We start from the raw sequence: 20,700 nt of genomic DNA, 5'->3' as shown, positions 1-20,700 counted from the left end.
GTTCCTTCTTTATTAATCAGCAGGAACATCCGACAGACCAAGGAGCCGCTTTCCCCACGAAAACGGCTCCCTGCTCTGCATCGTTTATTTTGTTTTCAAATCCTCGATAGAATCAATATTCATGTAGGACGGAACGACAAGTCCGATTTTGGTCCCGTTCAAGTTAACGCCCAAGTCTTCAAACTTCCCTTTATACTTCTCATAATAATCCTTATGCGTTGTCGGCAGCCACGCGGCTACGATTGCATCCGCATCCCCGTTAGAGATACCGGCCCACATCGGTCCCGCTTCAACTTGAAGCAGCTCGACTTTATACCCCAGCCTTGTCTCCAGCACGTTCTTCACAACGTTGGTGCTGGCAATTTCCGAATCCCAGGCAACATAGGCAAGCTTCAGCTTTTTCCCTTCCGCTTTAGGAATATCCTTGCTCCATTCGTCCACCTTGGCTGCATTATCCTTTACCCATGCGGCGGCAGCTTCCTCCGGCTTTTTGCCGTTTTGTATATCTACCATGACCTTGGCCATGTCTTCAGGTGTCCATTCGAACTTATCCAGCAGTCTGTAAGCCGATGGCTCATCGTTCTTTAGCCCTGTACGGGCAATCGTATGAATCTGTTCGTCCCCGCCATACACATTTTTGGGATCCTTCAAATATTTCAAATCATATTTCCCGAACATCCAGTGCGGGGTCCAGCCGGTAATGATAATCGGCTTCTTATCCTTGTAGGCTTTATCCAAAGCCGCGGTCATGGCTGCTCCCGAGCCTTCGACCAGCTTCCAATCCGTAAGCTCATAATCCTTGAGCGCCTGCGCCGTCGATTGCATAATCCCGGCCCCGGGATCGATCCCGATAATCTCATGCTTGACCTGGGCGCCTATCGTTTGGGTTTGCGCCGATTCCTTTTCCTTGGCACAACCGGTCAAAATAACAAGGGCGGAGAGCCCCGCGAACATAAATGCTTTCATCGTTTTTTTCATTTCATTACCCTCTCTTTGTTCTTTTTCGCTTCACGAGATGCTGTGTCATTCGATCCAGAAAAATAGCAAGAATAACGATTGCTAAGCCGGCTTCGAAACCTTGGCCGGTCTTAATCTGCGTGACCGCCCGATACACATCGGCCCCAATGCCTTGGGCTCCGATCATGGACGAAATGACAACCATGGACAAAGCCAGCATCAGCGTCTGGTTCACGCCTGCCATGATGGAAGGCACCGCTAAAGGCAGCTGGACCTTGAACAGCATCTGCCCCGACGTAGAGCCGAATGCATGGGATGCTTCGATCAGATCGGCCGGAACTTGGCGTATGCCCAAATTCGTCAGGCGAATCGTTGGCGGCACCGCGAAGATCACGGAGGCGATAACTCCGGGCACGACTCCCAGACCGAAAAAGGTAACGGCCGGAATCAAGTAGACGAAGGCAGGCATCGTCTGCATGAAATCAAGAGCCGGCGTGAGCACATTTTGCACGCGCTGGTCCTTCGCACACCATATGCCGAGCGGGATTCCGAGCACGATAGAAATGATAGCCGATGTCAGCACCAGGGCCAACGTGTCCATCGTATGATCCCAATATCCCAAATTATCGATAAGGTATAATCCGATGATCGTGAATAAGGCCATAGGCCAGCGGGCGAACCAGTACGCAACCGCGCCCAGCAATACGATAAATAATAAGGACGGTACCAGATGGAGTACGGCAGAGATGCCGTTTACGATCCCTTCAATGATGGCCGCGACCGCATCGAAGAACAGTGACAGATGTGTCCCAAGCGCATCAACCCCGTTCTCCACCCACTCGTCAAGAGGCAGTTTCGGAATCATTCGCCGTCACCTCCTTTACCATATGCTGTCCAGCCAAAGCTCCCAGAACGGCACCGCGGACAATCACGCCTACGATGCGGCCGTTCTCATTGACAACGGCAACGGGATATTTGGATGAGCCGCATATTTCGAATAATTCGTGAAGCAGCACTTCTGGGGCTACGGTAGGCACATCGGCTATGACGATATCCTCTAACGACTGACCTTCCATAGCCGCTCTGGAGGCATCGTCCGCAGTGATAACCCCAATCAGCCTCTTGGATCTATCGACCACGAACAAATTGGAGATGCCGCTATCCCGCATCAGCTGCAGGGCTACCCGCGGACCTCTGTCGAGTCCCACGGTCTCCGGCCTGCGCATGACATGAGCGGCAGTCAGAACCTTGGATAGATCGACATCCTCCACGAACCGCTCCACATATTCGTTAGCCGGATTCATTAATATTTCTTCCGGTGTGCCTATCTGGACAACCGCCCCGTCCTTCATCAGGGCGATCCGGTCGCCGATCCGCAGCGCTTCATCCAGATCGTGGGTAATGAAGACGATCGTTTTCTTCATCTTCTCCTGAAGCTCCAGCAGCTCATCCTGCATATCCTTGCGAATAAGCGGATCCAAGGCGCTAAACGCTTCATCCATCAATAAAATATCCGGGTCATTGGCTAAAGCTCTTGCAAGCCCTACCCTCTGCTGCATCCCGCCGCTCAGCTGATCGGGATAACTGGTATCCCATCCCTTCAGACCGACCAGCTCCAGTGCGGCTTCCGCCTTGCTCCGTCTGGATGCTTTCTCTATCCCTTGCACTTCCAGACCGTATTCCACGTTCTCCAGCACCGTTCGATGGGGGAACAATGCGAATTTTTGAAATACCATGCTGATCTGCTTCCGTCTAACCTGCCTCAGCTGCTCTTGACTCATCCGCACGATATCTTGACCGTGGACTGCAATCGTTCCGAGCGTCGGCTCTATCAGACGATTCAGGAGCCGGACCAGCGTGGACTTGCCGCTTCCCGACAATCCCATAATGACGAATATTTCCCCCGGTTCAATTGAGAAACTAACTTTATTAACCCCGACGGTATGCTTTGTCTCCTTGTAAATACGGTCCTTGGACCAGCCTTTATCGAGAAGACCGAGCACGTTTTCGGGATTTGGGCCAAATACTTTCGAAAGCTCTTTTACTTCGATAATGGCCATGGGCTCACCTCGTTCCATTCCATTTCGTTTCCAGTTCTCTCGTAACTAAGTGTAAAGAAAGCTTTATACAGAGTCAACACTTTTTTTCGTTTGTATTGTACGTACAGAAAAAACTTTACAAACTTTACACGTTAAATCCTCCCGATTCCTTTCTTATCGTCCGTTATCCAAAGCTTTACAATCTGCCTTTAGTTTCTTACAATAATCCTGAGTTCTGATAATGATGATTGCCATCTAAGTCTAGGACATCGACAGAGGAGTGGGTGCAAGAATGAACGGGTTAGAAGGGATCGCGCCCGAGCAGGAAGAACTGATTCAAAAAGCGCGGAAGCGCGTCATCGAATCTATCGGCAAAAATATGGACTTGTATGGAATCACGCTATCTCATGGTCTGTTATACGGATTAATGTTTTTTCAAAACAAACCGATGACGCTTGACGAAATGGGCGAAGCCATGGAGATGAGCAAGACAAGCATGAGCACGGGGATTCGTTCGCTGCTGGATCTAAAGATGGTGAATCAAGTATGGGAAAAAGGATCGCGGAAGGATCTTTATGAGGTAGAATCGGACTGGTACCAGACGTTTGCCGATTATTTCGGCATCAAATGGCGTAAGGCGCTGGAAATCAATTTGCAATCCATGCGTAAATCGTTAGCGGAGCTGCAGGATTTATCCAATCGCTTCCCCGATGACGAGCTCCTTCAGACCTGCTTGAGCAGGGATATAGATAAAATCAAGCATGCTATCGCTTACTATAAGTGGCTGGATAAGCTGATCGACTCGTTTGAAACGGGCGATATTTATCAGTTTATCCCTAAAGAGACCCCTGATAAATAAACGTTACTTCAATCTCAACGTCAACGACAAAAGGCCGAGCGATCGTAAGGATCGCCGGCCTATTTCCTTTTGTTTTTAACCTGCTCGGCTGCAGCCCTATTGCTCATCAAATCCTGCCGCTCCGAGTGCCCGAAGCACGAACAGGCTGGCATGCTCCGCCGTTGCTCCCACACTGGCCTCCTGCTCAGTAAACAGAGGCCTCAGGGTGACCAATTTTTTGAAGGAGAGCGCCGTACTGACGACAAAAAGCAGCGTATGATCCAGCGATTCAAAATGAAATACTCCCTCCTGTTTCCCTCTGGCAAGCAGCTCTTTTATCTTGATCCAAATCGGAAAGGTACGCTCGGTAATATGGGACAACCTCTGGGAATTGGCTGCGAATTCCTGCTGAATAATCGAGGCAAGCTCCGGCTCGTTCATGCAGAACCATACGACTTCCTTCACCAGAAGCTTGAGTCCCGACACCGGCTCCTTCAGCTGCTGTTCCAGCTCCTCCAGCCGATGGCCGACGAAGAAATAGTCGATGACCGCATGAAATACTTTTTCTTTTCCCCCGAAATAATACGAAATCAGCGCTACATTAGCGCCCGCTTCTTCGCAAATTTGGCGTACGGTCGTTCCGTCAAAGCCTTGTTTGGCAAACAGCTTTTTGGCTGCAAGCAAAATCCGTATTTTCATATCCGATTCGGTTTGTGTCATAATATCTCCTCAGCTTTAAAAGCAATAATAAGTAAGCAATGCCGGATCTTTCTTCGTGAATTATTCTTATTATGGAGCTTTCAAGTCAGAATCGCAAGCGGTTACAATTTGCGCGTATTACAATCCGCCGAAGGAAGCATCGACGGATTCATACTATCTTTTGCAACTTAAGCCCGAGTAAGACCTGCTTCCGCTCGGGAAGGCACCGGGACGGCCTGTCTTCGGATTCCTGTCACAGCAGCGCCTATCAGCCCGCATACCAGCATAATCATTACCAGATTCCATGCCTCGGCCGAAGCTCCGGAGCCATCGTACACAATGTTCATGATGCCCCTGACCGCATAGGTGGCCGGAAGATACTCGCTCAGCTTCAAATAAAAATCGGACAATAACTCCCGCGGCACCATGGCGCCGGACGATACGAGCTGCACCGACAGCATAGTAATATTGAACAGCATACCGGCCATGCCGAACAGAATAAGAAACATCTGGGAGAATATCATGAAAGTAAGCAGGAACAAGGTCTGGAACAGCCACATGGACAGGAAGCCCCCTGCCGAAGTGCCGCCCAGGGACAGCACCAGCGAAGTGCCTACCAAAGCAATGAACACAGCCGAGATCACATTAATGGTCATCCTAGCGGCAAATTTGCTCCACTTGCCGATGCTGTGCCCCAGCATCCCGGTGGCCTGCTGGATGTTCATACCCATAATCATTGCGCCCACGAAGGAAGCCAACACAAGCATCATAGGGATCATCTGGTTCGCCATTCCGTTGACCGGATGGATGTACTCCAGTTGTCCCGTAACCTTCTCCGCAAGTCCTTGAGCCATTCCCTGAGCCTGCTGTGCAGGAATATTCGCTTGTGTCAGAACCGCTTGTGCCCCCGCGGCAACAGCCTCTTTATTTACGGTCGCGGTGACTCCATTCGCAACACCTTGCATCATGGTTTTGATTAAGGCCGGATTCGATTCATTAATCGTGTATTCGATCTGCGCCTTCTGTCCCGGGGTTTGCAGCTGCTTGGTAAAGTCACCCGGAATGTGCAGCACCATCTGCACCTCCCGCCGCTCCAACCGCTGTCGGGCTGAATCATAAGCGTTTTCGGTCAAAAGCTGAAAAGGCAAATTCTCCTTTAGCTGATCAATGACCTTCGCTCCCGTCCCGTTGTCTTCGTTCACAATCGCAATCTTAAGATGCTTCGTGTTATCCGTAACTCCAGCATACCCCGTCATCCAAATGATACTGAAGATGACCTGAAACATCATGGCCGTCACGATACCGATGATGGTAGCCGGTTTCTTCAAATAAGCTTGCAAAGCGTTAAGCATAGCAACTCTCCCTTTGTATTAAATATCCGCTTTAATTAAACGTTTGTTTAATACAATAATGGAGGATAGCTTCTTCTGTCAACCCTTTACGCCAAAAAATCCCGATTCGAGCCCTACTTAATTAAATAAGCCGGGCCTGCCAACAGGAACTCCTGACATACGAAGAGTAAAACTCCGTTTTCCCTGCACTCCACGTTCTTGCCCTCGCAAACCGTCCGGCGCACTATCAAGGAAATGACCAATGCGCATGCTCCGATAGGTACACCTGCTTAACTATGTATCCCTAGATGGTTCTCAAATACCCGAGTTATTTATCACTCCCATCATCCCGCGTTTTGCATCCCGGGATCCTCGAAATTTCGCTCGACATTCCCAACTGGAAATTTCGCTCAATCATCGGAAAGCCACCCGCGAGAGGCTCCTTACCCAACCCGTAAAAAGTAAGGAGCCTTCCCATCATGGCAGTGGGCATGGCCTATGATTCACCTCGCCTCTACTGTGTCATCTGACGACGCCGCGCAGGATGATAACAAGCAGAATGTACAATACAAGAATTGTACCAACTGATGTCCATCCACACCCTTTATGGCAATGACCATGATGGTGATGATGTTTCTTCGGTTCGATGATGTTGATTATTTCGTTGCTGGCATGAACATTGATTGGGGCAGCGTAGCTTGGTGCCGCGAAGCTGGGCGAGACGTAATTTGGTGAAGGGAAAGGCATAGGTGCATTCATCATTGGCATAGGTCCTGGCATTTCAGCTGGTGATACCATTGGCATTGGCATTGGTTTAAATTTATCCATTTAGGAACACCTCCATGAATTTTAAGGGCGTGTTACTATCGAACACACCAACAGTCTATGGAGAATCACCTAGCCGGAGCACGGTATTCACCTATATATATAAAATTAGACAGGTGCCTGTATGACAACCCGTACAAATGCTGTTTCGAACAAGCAACTTTTGGGAATTTCATGCGTCAAAATATATATCAATATTTCCCACTCCTGGGAGCTTCCATCGCCTTACCTGATCTTTCCTTCGGAAAGGAGAAGCTTTATGACTAAGCCTCTTCACGAAACCCAGCCGGACTCGGCCAGGGTAGAGAAAGCCGATTATATAAACCCGCTGCAGGATGCCCAGCCTATACAGAACGGAGGTTCATCCAAAAAAGCGGACATAGGCTCCATGCCCTCGCCGATCCGGTACTTCGGTTATTTCTTTTTCACCTCTGCCGCCGTCGTGCTTCTTGTCGGTTTGTTGATTCAGTTTTTGAAATAGCTCTTCGCCAGGATCATCCCCTGCGGCAAAAAAACATCAGCCTTATTAGCCCGAATGTTCGGACCAAGGCTGATGCTTTTATCTTTTACAGGAAAGTTATTATCCTTTTACAGAACCGACCAGGGCGCCTTTTGCAAAATATTTTTGCAGGAACGGATATACGAGCAGGATCGGGATGGTGGACACCATGATCACGGCCATTTTGATCGTTTGCTCCGGCGGCTTGACGAAATCGTCGCCAAAGCCGGACGTATCGGCGCTGAAGGCACTGGCCACAATAACAATTTGACGCAGCAGCACCTGGATCGGCCATTTGGAGGCATCGTTCAAGTACAGGATGGCATTAAAATAAGTGTTCCAGTAATTGACCGCATAAAACAAGGAAATCGTTGCGATAGCCGGCATGGACAATGGAATGACGATTTTGAACAATATGCCGAAATCGTTGCAGCCGTCAATTTTGGCCGACTCTTCTATTCCTTCAGGAAGATTCATAAAGAAGCTTCGCATGATGATCAGGTTAAACGCATTGACCGCGCTCGGCAGGATAAGGGACCAGTAAGAATCGACCAAGCCCAGCTCCTTAACGACCAGGAATGTAGGAATGAGCCCGCCGTTGAACAACAGGGTGAATACGACCAGAAACATCAGCACTCTGCGCCCGTCCAGGTCTCTGCGTGTCAAGCCATAGGCCATCAGGCAGGTAAGCACCATACTGACCAGCGTACCGACTACCGTAACTCCGATGGAAACTCCCAGAGCTTTATAGATAGCATTCGTGGATAAAATGTATTGATAGGCTTTGATCGTAAATTCCGTTGGAATCAGTACGAACGGCTTTCTGGCCATCTCCTCTTCCGTTGTGAAGGACGCCATGACCACATGCAAAAACGGGAGGAAGGTAATTAGCGCAATGATGGACAGCAGGATGATGTTGCCGATATCAAACATTCTGCCGCCAAACGTTTTATCTTGAACCATGAAGATGCCCTCTCTTTCTCCGGGATTAAATTAATAAATGCCTTCCTCGCCGATTTTTTTAGCCAATTTATTCGATAGAACCACCAGGAACAAGCCTACAAAGGACTTGAAGAAGCCTACTGCCGTACTGAAGCTGAATTGTCCCTGCTTCAAGCCTACGGTATACACGTAAGTATCCAAAATTTCCGCTACGGGACGGTTCATGGAGTTAAGCAGCAAATATACGTGTTCGAAGCTGAGATCGAGAACGTTGCCTATTCTAAGAATGAGCAGGACGATGATGACACTCCGGATCGATGGAAGCGTAATATGCCATATTTGCTTGAATCGGCCGGCTCCGTCCATTCTTGCCGCCTCATACAGCTGCGGATCAATGGAAGCAATGGCAGCCAGATAGACAATCGTTCCCCAGCCCGCTTCTCTCCAAATAACCTGGGCAATGTACATCGGGTGGAACCATACGGCATCTAACAAAAAGTTGACCTTGGCGAAGCCGAAGAAAACGAGCAATTCATTAATAATTCCGCCATCCATCGTTAACATGACGTACGTAATGGATACGATAATAACCCAGGACAAAAAGTGGGGAATGTATACGATCGTTTGAACAATCCGTTTGAAAAACTGACCGGCTACCTCATTCAACATAATCGCCAAAATGATAGGTACGGGAAAATAAAAGAGAATGTTGTACAGGAACAGCACCAGCGTGTTTTTGAAAATAGTCCAAAACTCACTATCGGTAAACAGCTTTTCGAAATGCTTCAGCCCTACCCACTCGCTCCCCAGAATCCCTTTGTATGGCATGTAATCCTGGAAAGAAATAATTAAGCCGTACATGGGCAAATATTTAAAGATAATGAAATAGATCAGGCCGGGAATGATCATGAAATACATGTACCGGTTCCGGACAAGCCTTTTCATTATATCGCTATTGGTTTTGGGAGCCTCCATCACTTTAGGCTCAGCGACAGTATTGCTCATAGTGATTAACTTCCTTTCCTTCCATAAGATCATCAAGATCAGCGGATTCCGGGGTAACGTAATGGCGGAGAGAGGCTCCTGACATGATCAGGAGGCCCTCCCCTGGTAGCACTTATTTATTTACCGCCGCTCGCTTTATAGGATGCGTTATATTCTTCCATGATTTTGGCTCCGCCGTCATCCTGCCATTTTTTGACGGCTGCCTGGAAGCCGGCTTCGTCAATGTTGCCAAGCATAAATTTGTACGTAGCGTCCTTGATGATGTCTTGCAGTCTCGCGCCTTTTTCGTTGTACGTTTTGGAATCCAGAGGTGTCGTCGGATCCTGGATAGCGAATTTCACCGCTTCATTGGACAGATTGACGGCTTTCTCTTGTGCCTTCAGCGTGTACAGTGATGGAAGGATATTGGTGGTGTCCGCCAAAGCTACCGTCAGGTAAGGCTTTTGCTCTTTTTCCTTCAGCTTCTCATCCTCGCCTGGCTGTACCTTACCGTCTTTCAGCGTGTAGTGGGTGCCCTCTACGCCGTATTTCAACAGGTTAGCGATTTCCGGATTGAAGAATTTGTCGTAGAACGCCAGGATTTGCTTCAGTTCCTTCTCTGTTTTTACAGCGGATTTAGGGAACACAACCAAAGTTCCGTAGCCTGGAATCCCCCAAGTGGTCGGTTTGCTGTTGCTTGGGCTTGTAAATTGGTTCAATACATCATATTGAGCTTCTTTTATGTTTTTGGACGTTTTATCCTGAATCGTCAGCACGTCCTGCATGGAACCGATGTACATACCCGCTTTACCGGTATACATCATGTTTTGCTGGTCGGTTTTACTCGTTACCGGGAAGTCCTGGTTGATCAGGCCTTCATCGCGAAGCTTCTTAATGAACTTCATCGTATCCATGTAGCCTTTGGTCATGAAATCAGGAACCAGCTTGCCGTCTTGAACGCCCCAACCGTTCGGAGTTCCGAAGTAAGAAGCTAATGTTTTGAACGAGCCGTAAACCAGATCGTTACGGTCTGCAAGGCCTAACGTTTTACCGCCGCCCGCAAAGTCAGCTTCCTTGAATTTTTTCAGCATATTGTAAATGTCGTCGGTTGTTTTCGGCTCAGGCAAACCAAGCTTGTCGGCCCAGTCTTTACGGTAGATAACCCCTTGACGCGCGATCGGTCTTTCTTGATACAAGGAGTAGATTTTACCTTCAACCGCCGTATTTTTAAGAACGTCCGGATTCAACTTGCTTAAGTTAGGATAGTCCTTCAGATACGGCCCGATTTCCCAGAACTGTCCGTTCTTGATCGCATCGCGGAGCAGCACGAAGGAGGACTGGTTTTTCAGGTAGGCTGCCTGAGGCAAGGAACCGGTTGCAAAAGCGGCTTGGAATTTCTCGTCATAGGACCCGTCCGGAACCCATTGGAATTCGATTTGGCTGTTCGTCTTCTCCTCCAATATTTTCTTTATTTTATCGGAAGGGACTTCAGGTGTAGACAAGTTGGCCATGATCGTAATCTTAAGCGGTCCTTCATTTTGAGCAGCTCCTGAATCTGCCGCCTGTTTGTTGTCCGTTTTGGCACCGCCGCAGCCTGCCAGGATAGTAGAAAGGGCTAGTACCGTGGCGCAGGCCATACTGGTTCTTTTCACATACTTCGGATTCATCTTCAAATGCTTCGACCTCCGTTTGTTTTTCGTTTGTTTTTTTGTATGTTTTCGTTGCTGGAGCTATCATATAACGGGAACCGTCATTACAACTACAATCATTGACTCACACCCGCATGAAATCCTTGTTCTATCAAGGTTTCTGGGCATCTCGGGCGAGGCAGGTTAAATTCTGCACATCCCCTAATATGGCTGTAATTCGGGCATATCGAATGGAATTCATCCTTGCCTAGCGCAAAAAAGACCGTCATCACAGATGACAGCCAAAAATACTAGGGATTATGTTTTTTCCGGTACGCTTCGTTAAATTCCTTAATGATATCCCCCCCGCCGCGGCTCTCCCATGTCTGAAGCTCATTTTGAAAAGCCGTCAGGTCGATCTTGCCAAGGATATAATTCAGTGTGGCATCGGTGATGATGTCCGATAAATTGGCTCCCATAAGATCATACGTCTCCGAGGACAACCCTTCCGCAGCATCACGAATCAGCATTTGTTCATTATCCTTAATCAACCGGTTCGCTTTGAGCACCAAAGGATCCTCCTCATCCTTCACCTTCATCAAATTCGGGTTATGCATCCCCCCGATGACAAGAGAAGTTAAAGGCAGCACCTCCGTGTCATGAAGCTGATTCATGGCTGCCGTTACCGTGATTTGCCCCTGAACGAGCTCATAATGCCTTCCTTCGACTCCATATTGAAGCAGGCTGCTGATCTCCGCTCCCATGCTGCGATCAAAAAAAGCAAGAATATGCCGCAGCTCCTCCTCGTTCTTGATGGCTTTCTTCGAGAACAGGAACAGCCCGCTGTAGCCCGGATTGGACCATACTCCTTCGCCCTTCGGACCGCGAATCCGGTTGATCAGGGTCAGCTCGGCGTTCGGATCAAACTTCCTCAGCTCATTTTGCAGACGAGGTGCGTCCGCCATGCTGCCGATATAGCCTCCCGCCTTCCCGTTGATCAGCATATATCGCTGAATTTGCTTGCTGGTTACGGCAAAATCCTTATTGATCATATTTTCGCTGACAAGCCTTTTCATGAAATTCATCGTATCGAGGTATTCCTTCGTTTGAAAATCCGGAACCAGGGTCCCGTCCTGCAGTCCCCAATTATTCGGAGTTCCAAAATAGGAGCTTAAGGTTTTGAATGCTCCGTAAGTAAGATCTCCACGATCTGCAATGCCTATCGTATCATGAAGCCCGTTCCCGTCCGGGTCCCGATCAGTGAACTGCTTCAGCACCTGGTACAGCTCCTCGATAGTCGCCGGCTCCTTCAGATGCAGCCGCTCAAGCCAATCCTTCCGCAAAATAACCCCCTGCCGCGAAGCAGGCCTTTCCGTATACAAAGCATAGATTTTACCTTGAACACTTGACTCGTTAAGGATACTCTTGCTCAACGTTTTTAAATTCGGATAAAACTCCAGGTAAGGGCCGATTTCCCAGAACATGCCGGAACGGATCGCATTTTTGACGTACATATAGTCCGATTGATTCACATAAGTCACTTGCTTTAAGGAGTTCGTTTGCAGTGCGTTTATCATTTTTTCCTTATAATTGTCATTAGGAATCCAGTCCAATTCGAGCTTCGCCTGGGCGGCCTGCTCTATCGCCCGAAGCATCTCCTGCGGGGGAGCCTGATTCTGATGCAAGGGCACCATGATGCCTATAGGCTTAGTGCTAATGTCTTGGGTGCCTGGCTGCTGTTCCTGCGGCATGCAACCGTTCCATAGGAAAGCCATTAATGCGAAAGCGATTACAACTAAAATCGACTTTGTTCTGCTTTTTATACGCATAACCATGCTATCCTCCCCGCGTTACTCCTGATTTCATTATACACGATTGCCGATTTGTATGAAATCATTGCTCCATTGGAGTTCCATTGGTAAGATAGAATCGTCATCCCATGTCGAAAGGAGGAGGATGCAGGATGCATAGATTCAGCTATTTAACCAGACTCATTTTATTCGGATGCATCTTGTGCACCGTTCCCGTCATCTTTATTGGCATCGTTTCCAATCTGCAATCCTCCAACGAAATTCAAAAGCAGGTCAACCGCGGGCAAATTCAGCTGCTGACCCAAATGAATTCCAATGTCGAGCAGGTACTAAGAACTATTAACCACGCCTTCGATCAGCTGGTGAACTCCCCCGTCATGGCCAAAGTATTAAATGAGCCTTTTACGACGGACGATTTCATGCTGTACAAGGATCTGCGCAAGGAAATCAGCAACACCCAGTCGTTCTATACGAAGGTCGAGGATGTCGTCATCATCAATATCAAGCAAAACTGGATGATTAAAAACTCCGGCTTCTATACGTTCAGCAATTATTTGCATCATTTTCAGCTCCTCAATCAGATGCTGCTTCCCAATTCCTTCTCGTGGGTGTTAAACCCGAGCATCTGGTTTTACAGTGAGGAAAAAGCAAACGCTGCCACTTGCCCTTATACAATCAGTCTTGTCAAAAAGCTTCCGGACCAAAGCTCGGATAAATTCGGCCTGGCCTTTACGAACCTAACCACCTGCAGCTTGGCGGAGATGTTAAATTATGTTCCAAGGGAATCGGAAACCGTTATCATTCTGGATGATCAGGAGCGCATTCTGTATCACTCCGATCCTTCTATGATAGGCAAGTACGCCATTAATACGGAGTTCATCAAGGATCCTTCCATATTCTCACAGCCTTCGGGACAATTCCAAACGGAAGTGAACCACAAAAAATATACGGCCACGTATCTGCGCTCGAGCTATAATAACTGGATTTATTTATCCATTATCTCCATCGACAGCCTGACGCGGGATTCCAAGCAGATCGGCCGTTACACGCTCGCAGTTTGTCTTATCATCGTTGCCGTGTTTCTTATCATCGCATGGCTTCTGTCGAGACAGATGTATAACCCTATCGAACGGCTCATGAGAGAGGTTGGAGGCAAGCTTCCGAACGGCGGCAGGCTCCGCAATAATGAGTTCGATATTATCAGCCACCAGGTCCAGGATTTGTTCCGCTCCAAAACACAGCTTGAAAAAGAAGCGCAGCAGCATCTCCAGCAGGCTCTCGCTTATTTTCTGATCAAAATGTTCCAGGGGAAAGTGCGCCGGGCGGAGCTTATGGAAAAAATGGAGCTGTTCGGGCTCAGCGAAAAGCTTAATGAATGGCAGGCATTCGCGGTCATCACGCTGCAGATCGATACGCTGGAGCATACGCGCTACGGTAAAGAGGACCTGGAGCTGCTCTTGTTCGCCATCAACAACATTATTGAGGAAATCATTCCCTCCGATGTCCGCTTTCCGCCGGTATTCATCGAACAGACCCAGGTGACGATGATCGGAAGCAAAAACCAGTCGCTGGAGGAGTTCAACAGCTTCATGTACTCCTTGACCGAATCGATTCAGCAGACGGTTCAGCACGTTCTCGGCTTGCAAATCAGCATCGGCATCAGCCTGCCGTTCGATGATCCGAAAAAGGCGTCCGTCGCTTATCGTGAAGGCTTGGAAGCATTGAAGCAGCGCATCCACTTGGGCGGCCAGGTCATTATTTCTTATGCCAACATCAACGAAGGCAAGCATCAGCTGCATCTGGACTATCCATTTTTAACCGAAAGCGATCTTCTTGACGCCATCCTGCTGGCCGATGAGGAGAATGCCAAGCATCACCTGTCCCAGTTCATGAGAACCATCTTCAAGCATGAAATGACACCGCAGGAGTATCAAATATCCATGGTCCGCCTGTTCACCAGCCTGATCGTCGCGATGCAGGAATCCGGCGTAACCTTGAATCAGCTGAAGCAAGGAGACGGGGACGTCTCCCTCTACGAGGAGTTAAACCGGCTGCAAATGACGACCGAAATCCAGGACTGGTTCTGGACCCGCATCATTTCACCGCTGATTTCGATATACCGCGACCGCCAAAATTCGCAATACCACAGCATTTCGGAAAAAATTATTGATATGATTCACAAGCATTACGATACCGATCTGACGATTGAGGAATGCGCATCGCAGCTGCACTATAACGCCAACTATTTGAGCGGGATTTTCCGCAAGGAGACCAACACGACCTTCAGCGACTATTTATCCGCTTACCGGTTTACCATTGCGAAGAGATGGCTGACGGAGACGGATATGACCATCAAGGAAATATCGGAAAAGCTGCGCTACATGAATTCGCAAAATTTTATCCGGTCCTTCCGAAAGGTCGAAGGCATGACGCCGGGGCAATACCGCGAATCCTTCCGCAAAAGGGGACACTAAGCTAGTCCGGGCCAAATCCCGGACTTTGCTGTTTCAGCCTGAGGGTATACTCGGAATCGTTCCCAGACAGCACTTCATAATAGTTGCGGATCGTGTGATTGCTCATAATCGTGGAACGGTTGAACCGGATTCGATACAGCCCTTTGACATGGCTGTATTCCGCTCCCTTCAACGAAGGGGGCAGCACCGGTACGAGATCGGAGCTGTTCACGATTCGGACGGAGCGGCGAATGTGGCGGGAGAATGCGGCAGCGAAGGCAGCGTTCCCGACCTTAGGCGAACCGAAGGTAAGGAGCAGCGGATCGTTGAACCTGGTATTCACCGCGACATCCAAGGCACACAGCGTGGCAATGGCCCCGCCCAGGCTATGGCCAGCGATCCATATTTCTTTGCCCGGCGATACGCCGCGAAGATGAGCCAGCACCTGTGCTCTTATGGACCGGCCATACGTTCGTGCAAATCCCCGGTGGACCCGTCCGCCCGAAGACATGTAGGGGAATGCGACTTGAGCCGTGTCCGTATCGGCCAACAGCTCGGAGATCGTCTCCGTCCCACGGAATACTAGGATCACCGTGCTCTTCGATTGAAGAATCATCCCTGCGTACGGATTTTGCCGGCTTCCTAACACCTTTGCCAAACGAAACCCTCTTGGCGTTACGCAGCGTCCGTTATTTTTGTACTGCTCTACCGCTTGATACACGGCGGCAGCCAGGAAAATCGCCTTGTCCGTCATCCGTTTACCGCCCATACCTATCCCTCCCTTGAGTAAGACTGCTTGTATAGCATTTTATTCAAGGACAAGAAAAAGCTCCTCGGCTACCGCCGCGAACGGCGTAACCGGGGAGCTTGTATGTATGGCGTATCGTTTGTTTATACGTACGGATTGTTTTCCTTCTCATAGCCGATCGTCGTCTTGACGTCATGGCCCGGGTAGACGATGGTATCGTCCGGCAGCTCGAACAGCTTCAGATGGATGGAATCCATCAGCTCCTCCGTTCGCCCGCCCGGCAGATCGGTACGGCCTACGGACAGCCTGAACAGCACGTCGCCGCCAAACAAGTGCGGTCCGATAAGGAAGCTTACACTGCCCGGTGAGTGGCCAGGGGTATGCATAACCTTGATTTCGAGCCCGAGCAGCTTCAATACCTGCCCTTCATCCAGCGCATACTCGGCAGGCTCCGTTACAATCGGGCCGCCAAGCTCCGGCCATCTGGAGGAGCCGTTGTTCTTCGGATTGGTCAGCCAATCCGCCTCGGCATCGTGCAAATAAACCGGACATCCCTTCAGCTTCCGAATCTCATCCACGCCGCCGATATGGTCAAAATGAGCATGTGTCAGCAGAATAGCCTCGATCTGCAAGCCTTCAATCCGCTTGATCAGGGGCTTGGGATTCATCCCGGGATCAATAATGATGCCTTTGCCCTCCTCCGGCCTCGACAGCAAGTATGCGTTGGTGCCAAGGGGTCCCAAGGAGAACGCTTCGATCTTCAATCCTTCTAAGCTCATCCGTCACTCCACCTTAAAATGTTGAAAGAAGGTCGCGCAATTCCTTGACGATAACGGCATGATAGCCTGTGCCTTCCCCATATTCACGTGCCATTTCCTGGCGCACCATTTTAATTTTCTCATCATAATCCGGCGCGTTGCGATCCGGGTTCTCTTGCTTGAACTTCGTCATGACCGCTTGAACTTTGCTAGGACGAGGTCCCCAATGTCCGAGCACATGACCGCTGAAATCGGTGAAAATAACAATCGGAATCGCTTCGCCGCCGCCGGTCAAAAACTGGGCCATGACATCCGGATGCTCTTCCTTAATAAGTACTTCTACCGGAATACCCGAATTTTCTAGCGCGCGGAATACTACGGGTACGTTACGCACCACATCGCCGCACCAGTCGGCCATGAGGATCAGACAGCGAAGGTCGTCGCGGTTATTCAGCGAGTCGAAGAACTCCTTGTCGTCCTCGTTTTGCCAAGCAAAGCTGTCATACCATTCCATAAATTTCTCCTGGTTCTTCGTCATCCCGTCGATGAACTGCTGCGGCGTCAAGCCGGTACGGAGCTTATGGGACAAATTTTTACTCATAGCATAAAGCCCTCCTTATGGGTTGGTATACTTTTCATTTTATATAAAAAAGAGAGGCTAGGCAATAAAGCCCCGCTTTGAATGGAAGCGGGGCTGCATCTATTTGCTGCTGTGGCTGTTTTCTTTAATAAGCTGCTCGATCCTTGTCACTTCCGAGGCTGTAAGCAGCGGCTTCTTGGATTTATGTGTTTTGATCAGGTGCGCCAGTCTATCCAGCTTCACTGTTGCGAAGGCCGGGCTTTTGCCGACAATATGAGAGTTCGGATGCGTAAAGCAAAGCACACCGACCAGCTCCGGATTCAGCTTCGCCGAGCGGAACAGCTCCTTGAGTATATGCTCATGACGGTACAGCTGCGCAGTCGGGTCGGCCGAATGCCCTTCCTTGCTGCGCTCTACGCCCTGCGAGGTAAATACAATCTCGCCTGACCAATGCTTGGAGTCAATATGGAAGACTCCGTTCGGGCCGATCACGATGTGATCGAACTCCTGGGAGCTCCCGCCTGCCCGCACATGCCGACTGTTCAGCACACGGTACTCGCTGCCGATATATTTAAGCTGATGAGCCGTGCTCTTCTCCCCTTCGTCGCCGTACTTGGGCTCGCTTTTTTTGCGCCGCAGCAGCTTGAACAGCACATAAAGTACCGTCAATGCGACCGAACCGATAATAAGAGGCGTCGTATATTTAGAAGCGTACTCATCGATATGCTCCCAATTCGAGCCGAGGGTGTTGCCCAAATAGACGAACAGGACCGCCCACGGTATCGTACCCAGCAAGGTATAAAACAGGAATTTCATCATAGGCATGCGAGCCATCCCCGCAGGAATGGAGATCGCCTGTCTTACGACAGGAATGAACCGGGCCGTGAACACCATTCCCGCACCGTATCTATTAAACCAGTCTTCTGCAATATTAATATAGCGCATTTTCAGATGAATATATTTGCCGTATTTCTCTATAAACGGTCTTCCGCCGTATCGGCCGATCCAATACAAGAACACTTGCTGAATAAGACAGCCCAGCGTACCAAAAATGATGGCACCCAGAAAAGAAACGCTTCCCTGTGATACGAGATACCCCCCGTAAGAGAGCACAATTTCACTAGGGATGACTTCAAGCATCAATCCAATCAGTATTCCCCATACGCCCAAATCCTGAATAAACATTAACGCACTGTGAATCAGATCCTTTAACATTCTTCTCCAGCCTCTTCCTCTCATTTTCGGGCAAGCCCGACTTGTCTCCAATCTATCCTATTCTATCACAAAGCTGTTCATTCATTCCAACCAACTGGCCGGCATGAAGAGACAAGCCGAAGCATACATTTAGTACAAACTAGGGAAGGCGCGAAAGCGGAGTAAGGCACTGGGCTTACTGAGGCGCCGCAAGAAGGCAGGGATGATCATGTCCAAAATAGTCGTAGTCAGTAAAAAGCAGCTCCGGCATTGGGCTCTTATAGGCTTGCTTGCGCTGGGCACGTTAGGTGCGGCGTGGTATTGGGGCTACAGCGAGGCGAAGACGACCGGCGGCTCTATCGCACCTCAGGGGGAAACGCGGACGATCCACCTCGTCACAGGGGAGTTCAAATCGACCGACGCGAACGGCAAGACCATTGAGGCCTACCGCTGGGACCCCGGCACCATTCATGTCAGACAGGGCGAGAACATCAATCTGAGTATTTTTGGCGTCAACGGGGCGAGTCACCCGTTTATCATTGACGGCCTTAATGTAAAAGGCGAGGTCAAGAAAGGCAAGGAAACCGTCGTCTCCTTCCATGCCGATAAGCCCGGCACGTACCGCATCGTTTGTCTGTCCCACCCGGATATTGCGCATAACGGCCCTATGGTCGGATATATCATTGTGGACGCCTGAGATGCCAGACTAAAGCCCTGAAGCACGCGCATGCTTCAGGGCTTTTTCACGCCATGCGTTGCCGCCCGGCAGGGGCACATGCACCTTCTTCCGCATACGATACGGTAGGAAGGAGAGAATGAATGCCCATGAATCCTGCAAACAAAGTTAGACATGACCAGTCATATCCTACCGCGCGCAAAATCCGCCGTGCCTGCTCCCGGGAATTATACCGTGCCCGCAAAAAAATCAACAAATGGATCGCACCCGATTTGGTGGAGAAAGCCGATGAGCTCTATTACAAAAAGGTGCTCATGAATCTAACCTGGATAACAGAAAACAGCAGCAACCGGAAGCTGTTATCCGATTGGTGGGATGAAAACGTATGCCCCGAGATCGCCGAGCTGTGGGAAGTAGAGCCCGCTGTGCTGGGCAAAGCGTTCAGGGAAGCATTCGGCGGCTGACTCTTGCCGATCCATACGGAGATCAGCGACCGGCCAGGTCGGCAATAGCATCCGACTCGTACACCGTAACGCCGGGACGGTTCAAGCGGGCCGCCCGGAGCATGGCCTCCGCTACGATAGATCCGGCAATGGGCTTGTATTTGCGCATCGGCCCTTTAAAAAGGAAAGGCAGCAGGCTTGCGGCGGCCTCCCCCATCCGTTCTACGCGCCGCACCTCTTCCCTCTCGCCTGTGAGCAAGGACGGCCGAAAGACGGATAGCCCGGGAAGCGGCAGCTGACGGAGCCGTGCCTCGGCGTCTCCCTTGACCCGGCTGTAGAAAAACAGGGAGGACGGATCGGAGCCCATCGCCGTCACGATCAGGAAGTGGCGAGCGCGGTTCGCCGCCGCCAGCTCGCCCAGCTTCACCGGGTACTCGCAGTCCACCTTGCGGAACTGCTCCTGGCTCCCCGCCTTCTTGATCGTCGTTCCCAAGGTGCAAAAGACGTCCGCCCCTTCCCACAGGGATGAGGCGATATCCAATCTATCATAATCGACGACAAGCTCCGTCAGCTTCTCATGCCGTAGTCCGGTCGTTCTCCTGACAATTGTGTACACTTCCTGGCAGCCGGAATCGGAGAGGAGCCGATCCACCAGCGCCTTCCCAACCATCCCCGTGGCCCCGGCGACTATTGCCTTCTTGGTCATAAGCCGATCCCCTTTCCCTCGTCAATCAGATTAAAAAAGCTGCCGGGTGAGCGTCCCGACAGCCTTCTCTAATGCCTACAATTACTTGGCAGCAGGCTGGAAAAATTCCAGACGTTCTCCGTCCGGTCCGAAAAAGAAAGCAATCAAATCCCCATCAAGAATTCTGCGCGGGGTTTCATCCATCAGCTTGACCCCCAACGACTTCAGCCGGTCGATCTCCGATTGAATATCGCTGACGGTAAAAGCAATATGGTGCACAACGCCGTTATCCGGAAGCCCCTCGCGGCCGCGGCCGACCAGCTCGATCTCGATTTGCTCAGAACCCGGGAAGGACAGGAAGCCGAGCTCAGCGCCGTCTGCCAGCGCTACCCTCTTTACCAATCTCATTCCTAATACTTCCGTGTAAAAACGGATAGAAGCGTCCATATCCTTTACCATGACTCCAATATGCTCCAGCTTATGAATCATTCTGAACACACCTCTCTCAATGTGGAAATCTCCGTCAATCATTACTTGTTCTCGATTGAAGAATATCATGGACAAGCCCTAAGCGCAATCTATTCCGTTCCTAATGAAAGCGTGTTTTTCA

Annotated in this window: 21 protein-coding genes and 1 pseudogene; 5 read left to right on the top strand and 17 right to left on the bottom strand. The window is 49.9% G+C overall.

Annotation, left to right across the window (positions count from 1 at the left end; all coding sequences use genetic code 11):
* Positions 1-84: 84 nt before the first annotated feature.
* The 3 genes from GGC63_RS29635 to GGC63_RS29625 are packed head-to-tail and all read right to left on the bottom strand — an operon-like array spanning position 85 to position 3,017.
* Positions 85-978 (bottom strand): glycine betaine ABC transporter substrate-binding protein, encoded by an 894-nt coding sequence (locus tag GGC63_RS29635; RefSeq protein ID WP_225948579.1) that lies wholly within the window; start codon positions 976-978, stop codon positions 85-87.
* A 4-nt stretch (positions 979-982) separates the two neighbouring features.
* On the bottom strand, positions 983-1,822 hold the full coding sequence (locus GGC63_RS29630; RefSeq protein WP_192705347.1) for an ABC transporter permease: 840 nt from the start codon (positions 1,820-1,822) through the stop codon (positions 983-985).
* The gene (locus tag GGC63_RS29625) at positions 1,800-3,017 is read right to left on the bottom strand and encodes a quaternary amine ABC transporter ATP-binding protein (protein ID WP_192705346.1); all 1,218 of its coding nucleotides are present in this window, start codon (positions 3,015-3,017) and stop codon (positions 1,800-1,802) included. The genes GGC63_RS29630 and GGC63_RS29625 overlap by 23 nt, the downstream gene beginning before the upstream one ends.
* Positions 3,018-3,288: 271 nt before the next feature.
* On the opposite strand from GGC63_RS29625, the gene GGC63_RS29620 reads away from it, so the two are divergent.
* Positions 3,289-3,855 carry a GbsR/MarR family transcriptional regulator gene (locus GGC63_RS29620; protein ID WP_192705345.1) on the top strand — a complete coding sequence of 189 codons (567 nt, stop codon included), beginning with the start codon at positions 3,289-3,291 and terminating at the stop codon, positions 3,853-3,855.
* Positions 3,856-3,951: 96 nt separating this feature from the next.
* Here GGC63_RS29620 and GGC63_RS29615 read toward each other — a convergent pair whose 3' ends face one another.
* The 3 genes from GGC63_RS29615 to GGC63_RS29605 all read right to left on the bottom strand — a co-directional run bounded on the left by GGC63_RS29615 (position 3,952) and on the right by GGC63_RS29605 (position 6,692).
* On the bottom strand, positions 3,952-4,554 hold the full coding sequence (locus tag GGC63_RS29615) for a TetR family transcriptional regulator (RefSeq protein WP_079913412.1): 603 nt from the start codon (positions 4,552-4,554) through the stop codon (positions 3,952-3,954).
* A 167-nt stretch (positions 4,555-4,721) separates the two neighbouring features.
* A complete protein-coding gene (locus tag GGC63_RS29610) occupies positions 4,722-5,885 on the bottom strand; it encodes a YhgE/Pip domain-containing protein (protein ID WP_192705344.1) in 1,164 nt (387 codons plus the stop codon).
* Positions 5,886-6,386: 501 nt separating this feature from the next.
* Complete coding sequence (locus GGC63_RS29605; RefSeq protein ID WP_079913415.1) at positions 6,387-6,692, bottom strand: hypothetical protein; 306 nt, start codon at positions 6,690-6,692, stop codon at positions 6,387-6,389.
* A 256-nt stretch (positions 6,693-6,948) separates the two neighbouring features.
* On the opposite strand from GGC63_RS29605, the gene GGC63_RS29600 reads away from it, so the two are divergent.
* A complete protein-coding gene (locus tag GGC63_RS29600; protein WP_079913416.1) occupies positions 6,949-7,170 on the top strand; it encodes a hypothetical protein in 222 nt (73 codons plus the stop codon).
* A 99-nt stretch (positions 7,171-7,269) separates the two neighbouring features.
* Here the strand turns inward: GGC63_RS29600 and GGC63_RS29595 are convergent, their stop codons facing one another.
* From GGC63_RS29595 to GGC63_RS29580, 4 genes are all read right to left on the bottom strand, one after another.
* Entirely contained in the window at positions 7,270-8,151 is an 882-nt protein-coding gene (locus GGC63_RS29595; RefSeq protein ID WP_079913417.1) for a carbohydrate ABC transporter permease, read from the bottom strand.
* Between the two features lie 30 nt (positions 8,152-8,181).
* Positions 8,182-9,135 carry an ABC transporter permease gene (locus GGC63_RS29590; protein ID WP_192705343.1) on the bottom strand — a complete coding sequence of 318 codons (954 nt, stop codon included), beginning with the start codon at positions 9,133-9,135 and terminating at the stop codon, positions 8,182-8,184.
* A 116-nt stretch (positions 9,136-9,251) separates the two neighbouring features.
* Positions 9,252-10,781, bottom strand: a complete 1,530-nt coding sequence (locus tag GGC63_RS29585; protein WP_079913568.1) for an extracellular solute-binding protein — start codon at positions 10,779-10,781, stop codon at positions 9,252-9,254.
* Between the two features lie 272 nt (positions 10,782-11,053).
* The gene (locus GGC63_RS29580) at positions 11,054-12,571 is read right to left on the bottom strand and encodes an extracellular solute-binding protein (protein ID WP_225948578.1); all 1,518 of its coding nucleotides are present in this window, start codon (positions 12,569-12,571) and stop codon (positions 11,054-11,056) included.
* Between the two features lie 134 nt (positions 12,572-12,705).
* On the opposite strand from GGC63_RS29580, the gene GGC63_RS29575 reads away from it, so the two are divergent.
* A complete protein-coding gene (locus GGC63_RS29575) occupies positions 12,706-15,027 on the top strand; it encodes an AraC family transcriptional regulator (protein ID WP_192705341.1) in 2,322 nt (773 codons plus the stop codon).
* 1 nt (position 15,028) lies between these two features.
* Here GGC63_RS29575 and GGC63_RS29570 read toward each other — a convergent pair whose 3' ends face one another.
* From GGC63_RS29570 to GGC63_RS34695, 5 genes and pseudogenes are all read right to left on the bottom strand, one after another.
* Positions 15,029-15,775 (bottom strand): lipase family protein, encoded by a 747-nt coding sequence (locus GGC63_RS29570; protein ID WP_192705340.1) that lies wholly within the window; start codon positions 15,773-15,775, stop codon positions 15,029-15,031.
* A 122-nt stretch (positions 15,776-15,897) separates the two neighbouring features.
* The gene (locus GGC63_RS29565) at positions 15,898-16,533 is read right to left on the bottom strand and encodes an MBL fold metallo-hydrolase (protein ID WP_192705339.1); all 636 of its coding nucleotides are present in this window, start codon (positions 16,531-16,533) and stop codon (positions 15,898-15,900) included.
* Positions 16,534-16,546: 13 nt separating this feature from the next.
* Positions 16,547-17,113 carry a thioredoxin family protein gene (locus tag GGC63_RS29560; RefSeq protein WP_192705338.1) on the bottom strand — a complete coding sequence of 189 codons (567 nt, stop codon included), beginning with the start codon at positions 17,111-17,113 and terminating at the stop codon, positions 16,547-16,549.
* 99 nt (positions 17,114-17,212) lie between these two features.
* Positions 17,213-17,731: a nuclease-related domain-containing protein gene (locus tag GGC63_RS34700; RefSeq protein ID WP_225948591.1), complete on the bottom strand. Its 519-nt coding sequence runs from the start codon at positions 17,729-17,731 to the stop codon at positions 17,213-17,215.
* Positions 17,711-18,307 (bottom strand): annotated as a pseudogene (locus GGC63_RS34695) (DedA family protein); the annotation flags it as partial. The pseudogene GGC63_RS34695 and the gene GGC63_RS34700, both read right to left, overlap by 21 nt.
* A gap of 208 nt (positions 18,308-18,515) precedes the next feature.
* Here GGC63_RS34695 and GGC63_RS29550 point away from each other — a divergent pair.
* On the top strand, positions 18,516-18,983 hold the full coding sequence (locus GGC63_RS29550; RefSeq protein ID WP_192705336.1) for a cupredoxin domain-containing protein: 468 nt from the start codon (positions 18,516-18,518) through the stop codon (positions 18,981-18,983).
* Positions 18,984-19,111: 128 nt separating this feature from the next.
* Complete coding sequence (locus tag GGC63_RS29545; RefSeq protein WP_079913570.1) at positions 19,112-19,426, top strand: dehydrogenase; 315 nt, start codon at positions 19,112-19,114, stop codon at positions 19,424-19,426.
* A gap of 22 nt (positions 19,427-19,448) precedes the next feature.
* Here the strand turns inward: GGC63_RS29545 and GGC63_RS29540 are convergent, their stop codons facing one another.
* Complete coding sequence (locus tag GGC63_RS29540) at positions 19,449-20,111, bottom strand: NAD(P)H-binding protein (protein WP_192705335.1); 663 nt, start codon at positions 20,109-20,111, stop codon at positions 19,449-19,451.
* 81 nt (positions 20,112-20,192) lie between these two features.
* Positions 20,193-20,579, bottom strand: a complete 387-nt coding sequence (locus GGC63_RS29535) for a VOC family protein (RefSeq protein ID WP_079913426.1) — start codon at positions 20,577-20,579, stop codon at positions 20,193-20,195.
* Between the last annotated feature and the right edge of the window lie 121 nt (positions 20,580-20,700).

Origin of the sequence: Paenibacillus sp. OAS669, from assembly GCF_014873645.1 — a bacterium.
GTDB lineage: Bacteria > Bacillota > Bacilli > Paenibacillales > NBRC-103111 > Paenibacillus_S > Paenibacillus_S vulneris.
This window is presented reverse-complemented; position numbering and strand designations above follow the sequence as displayed.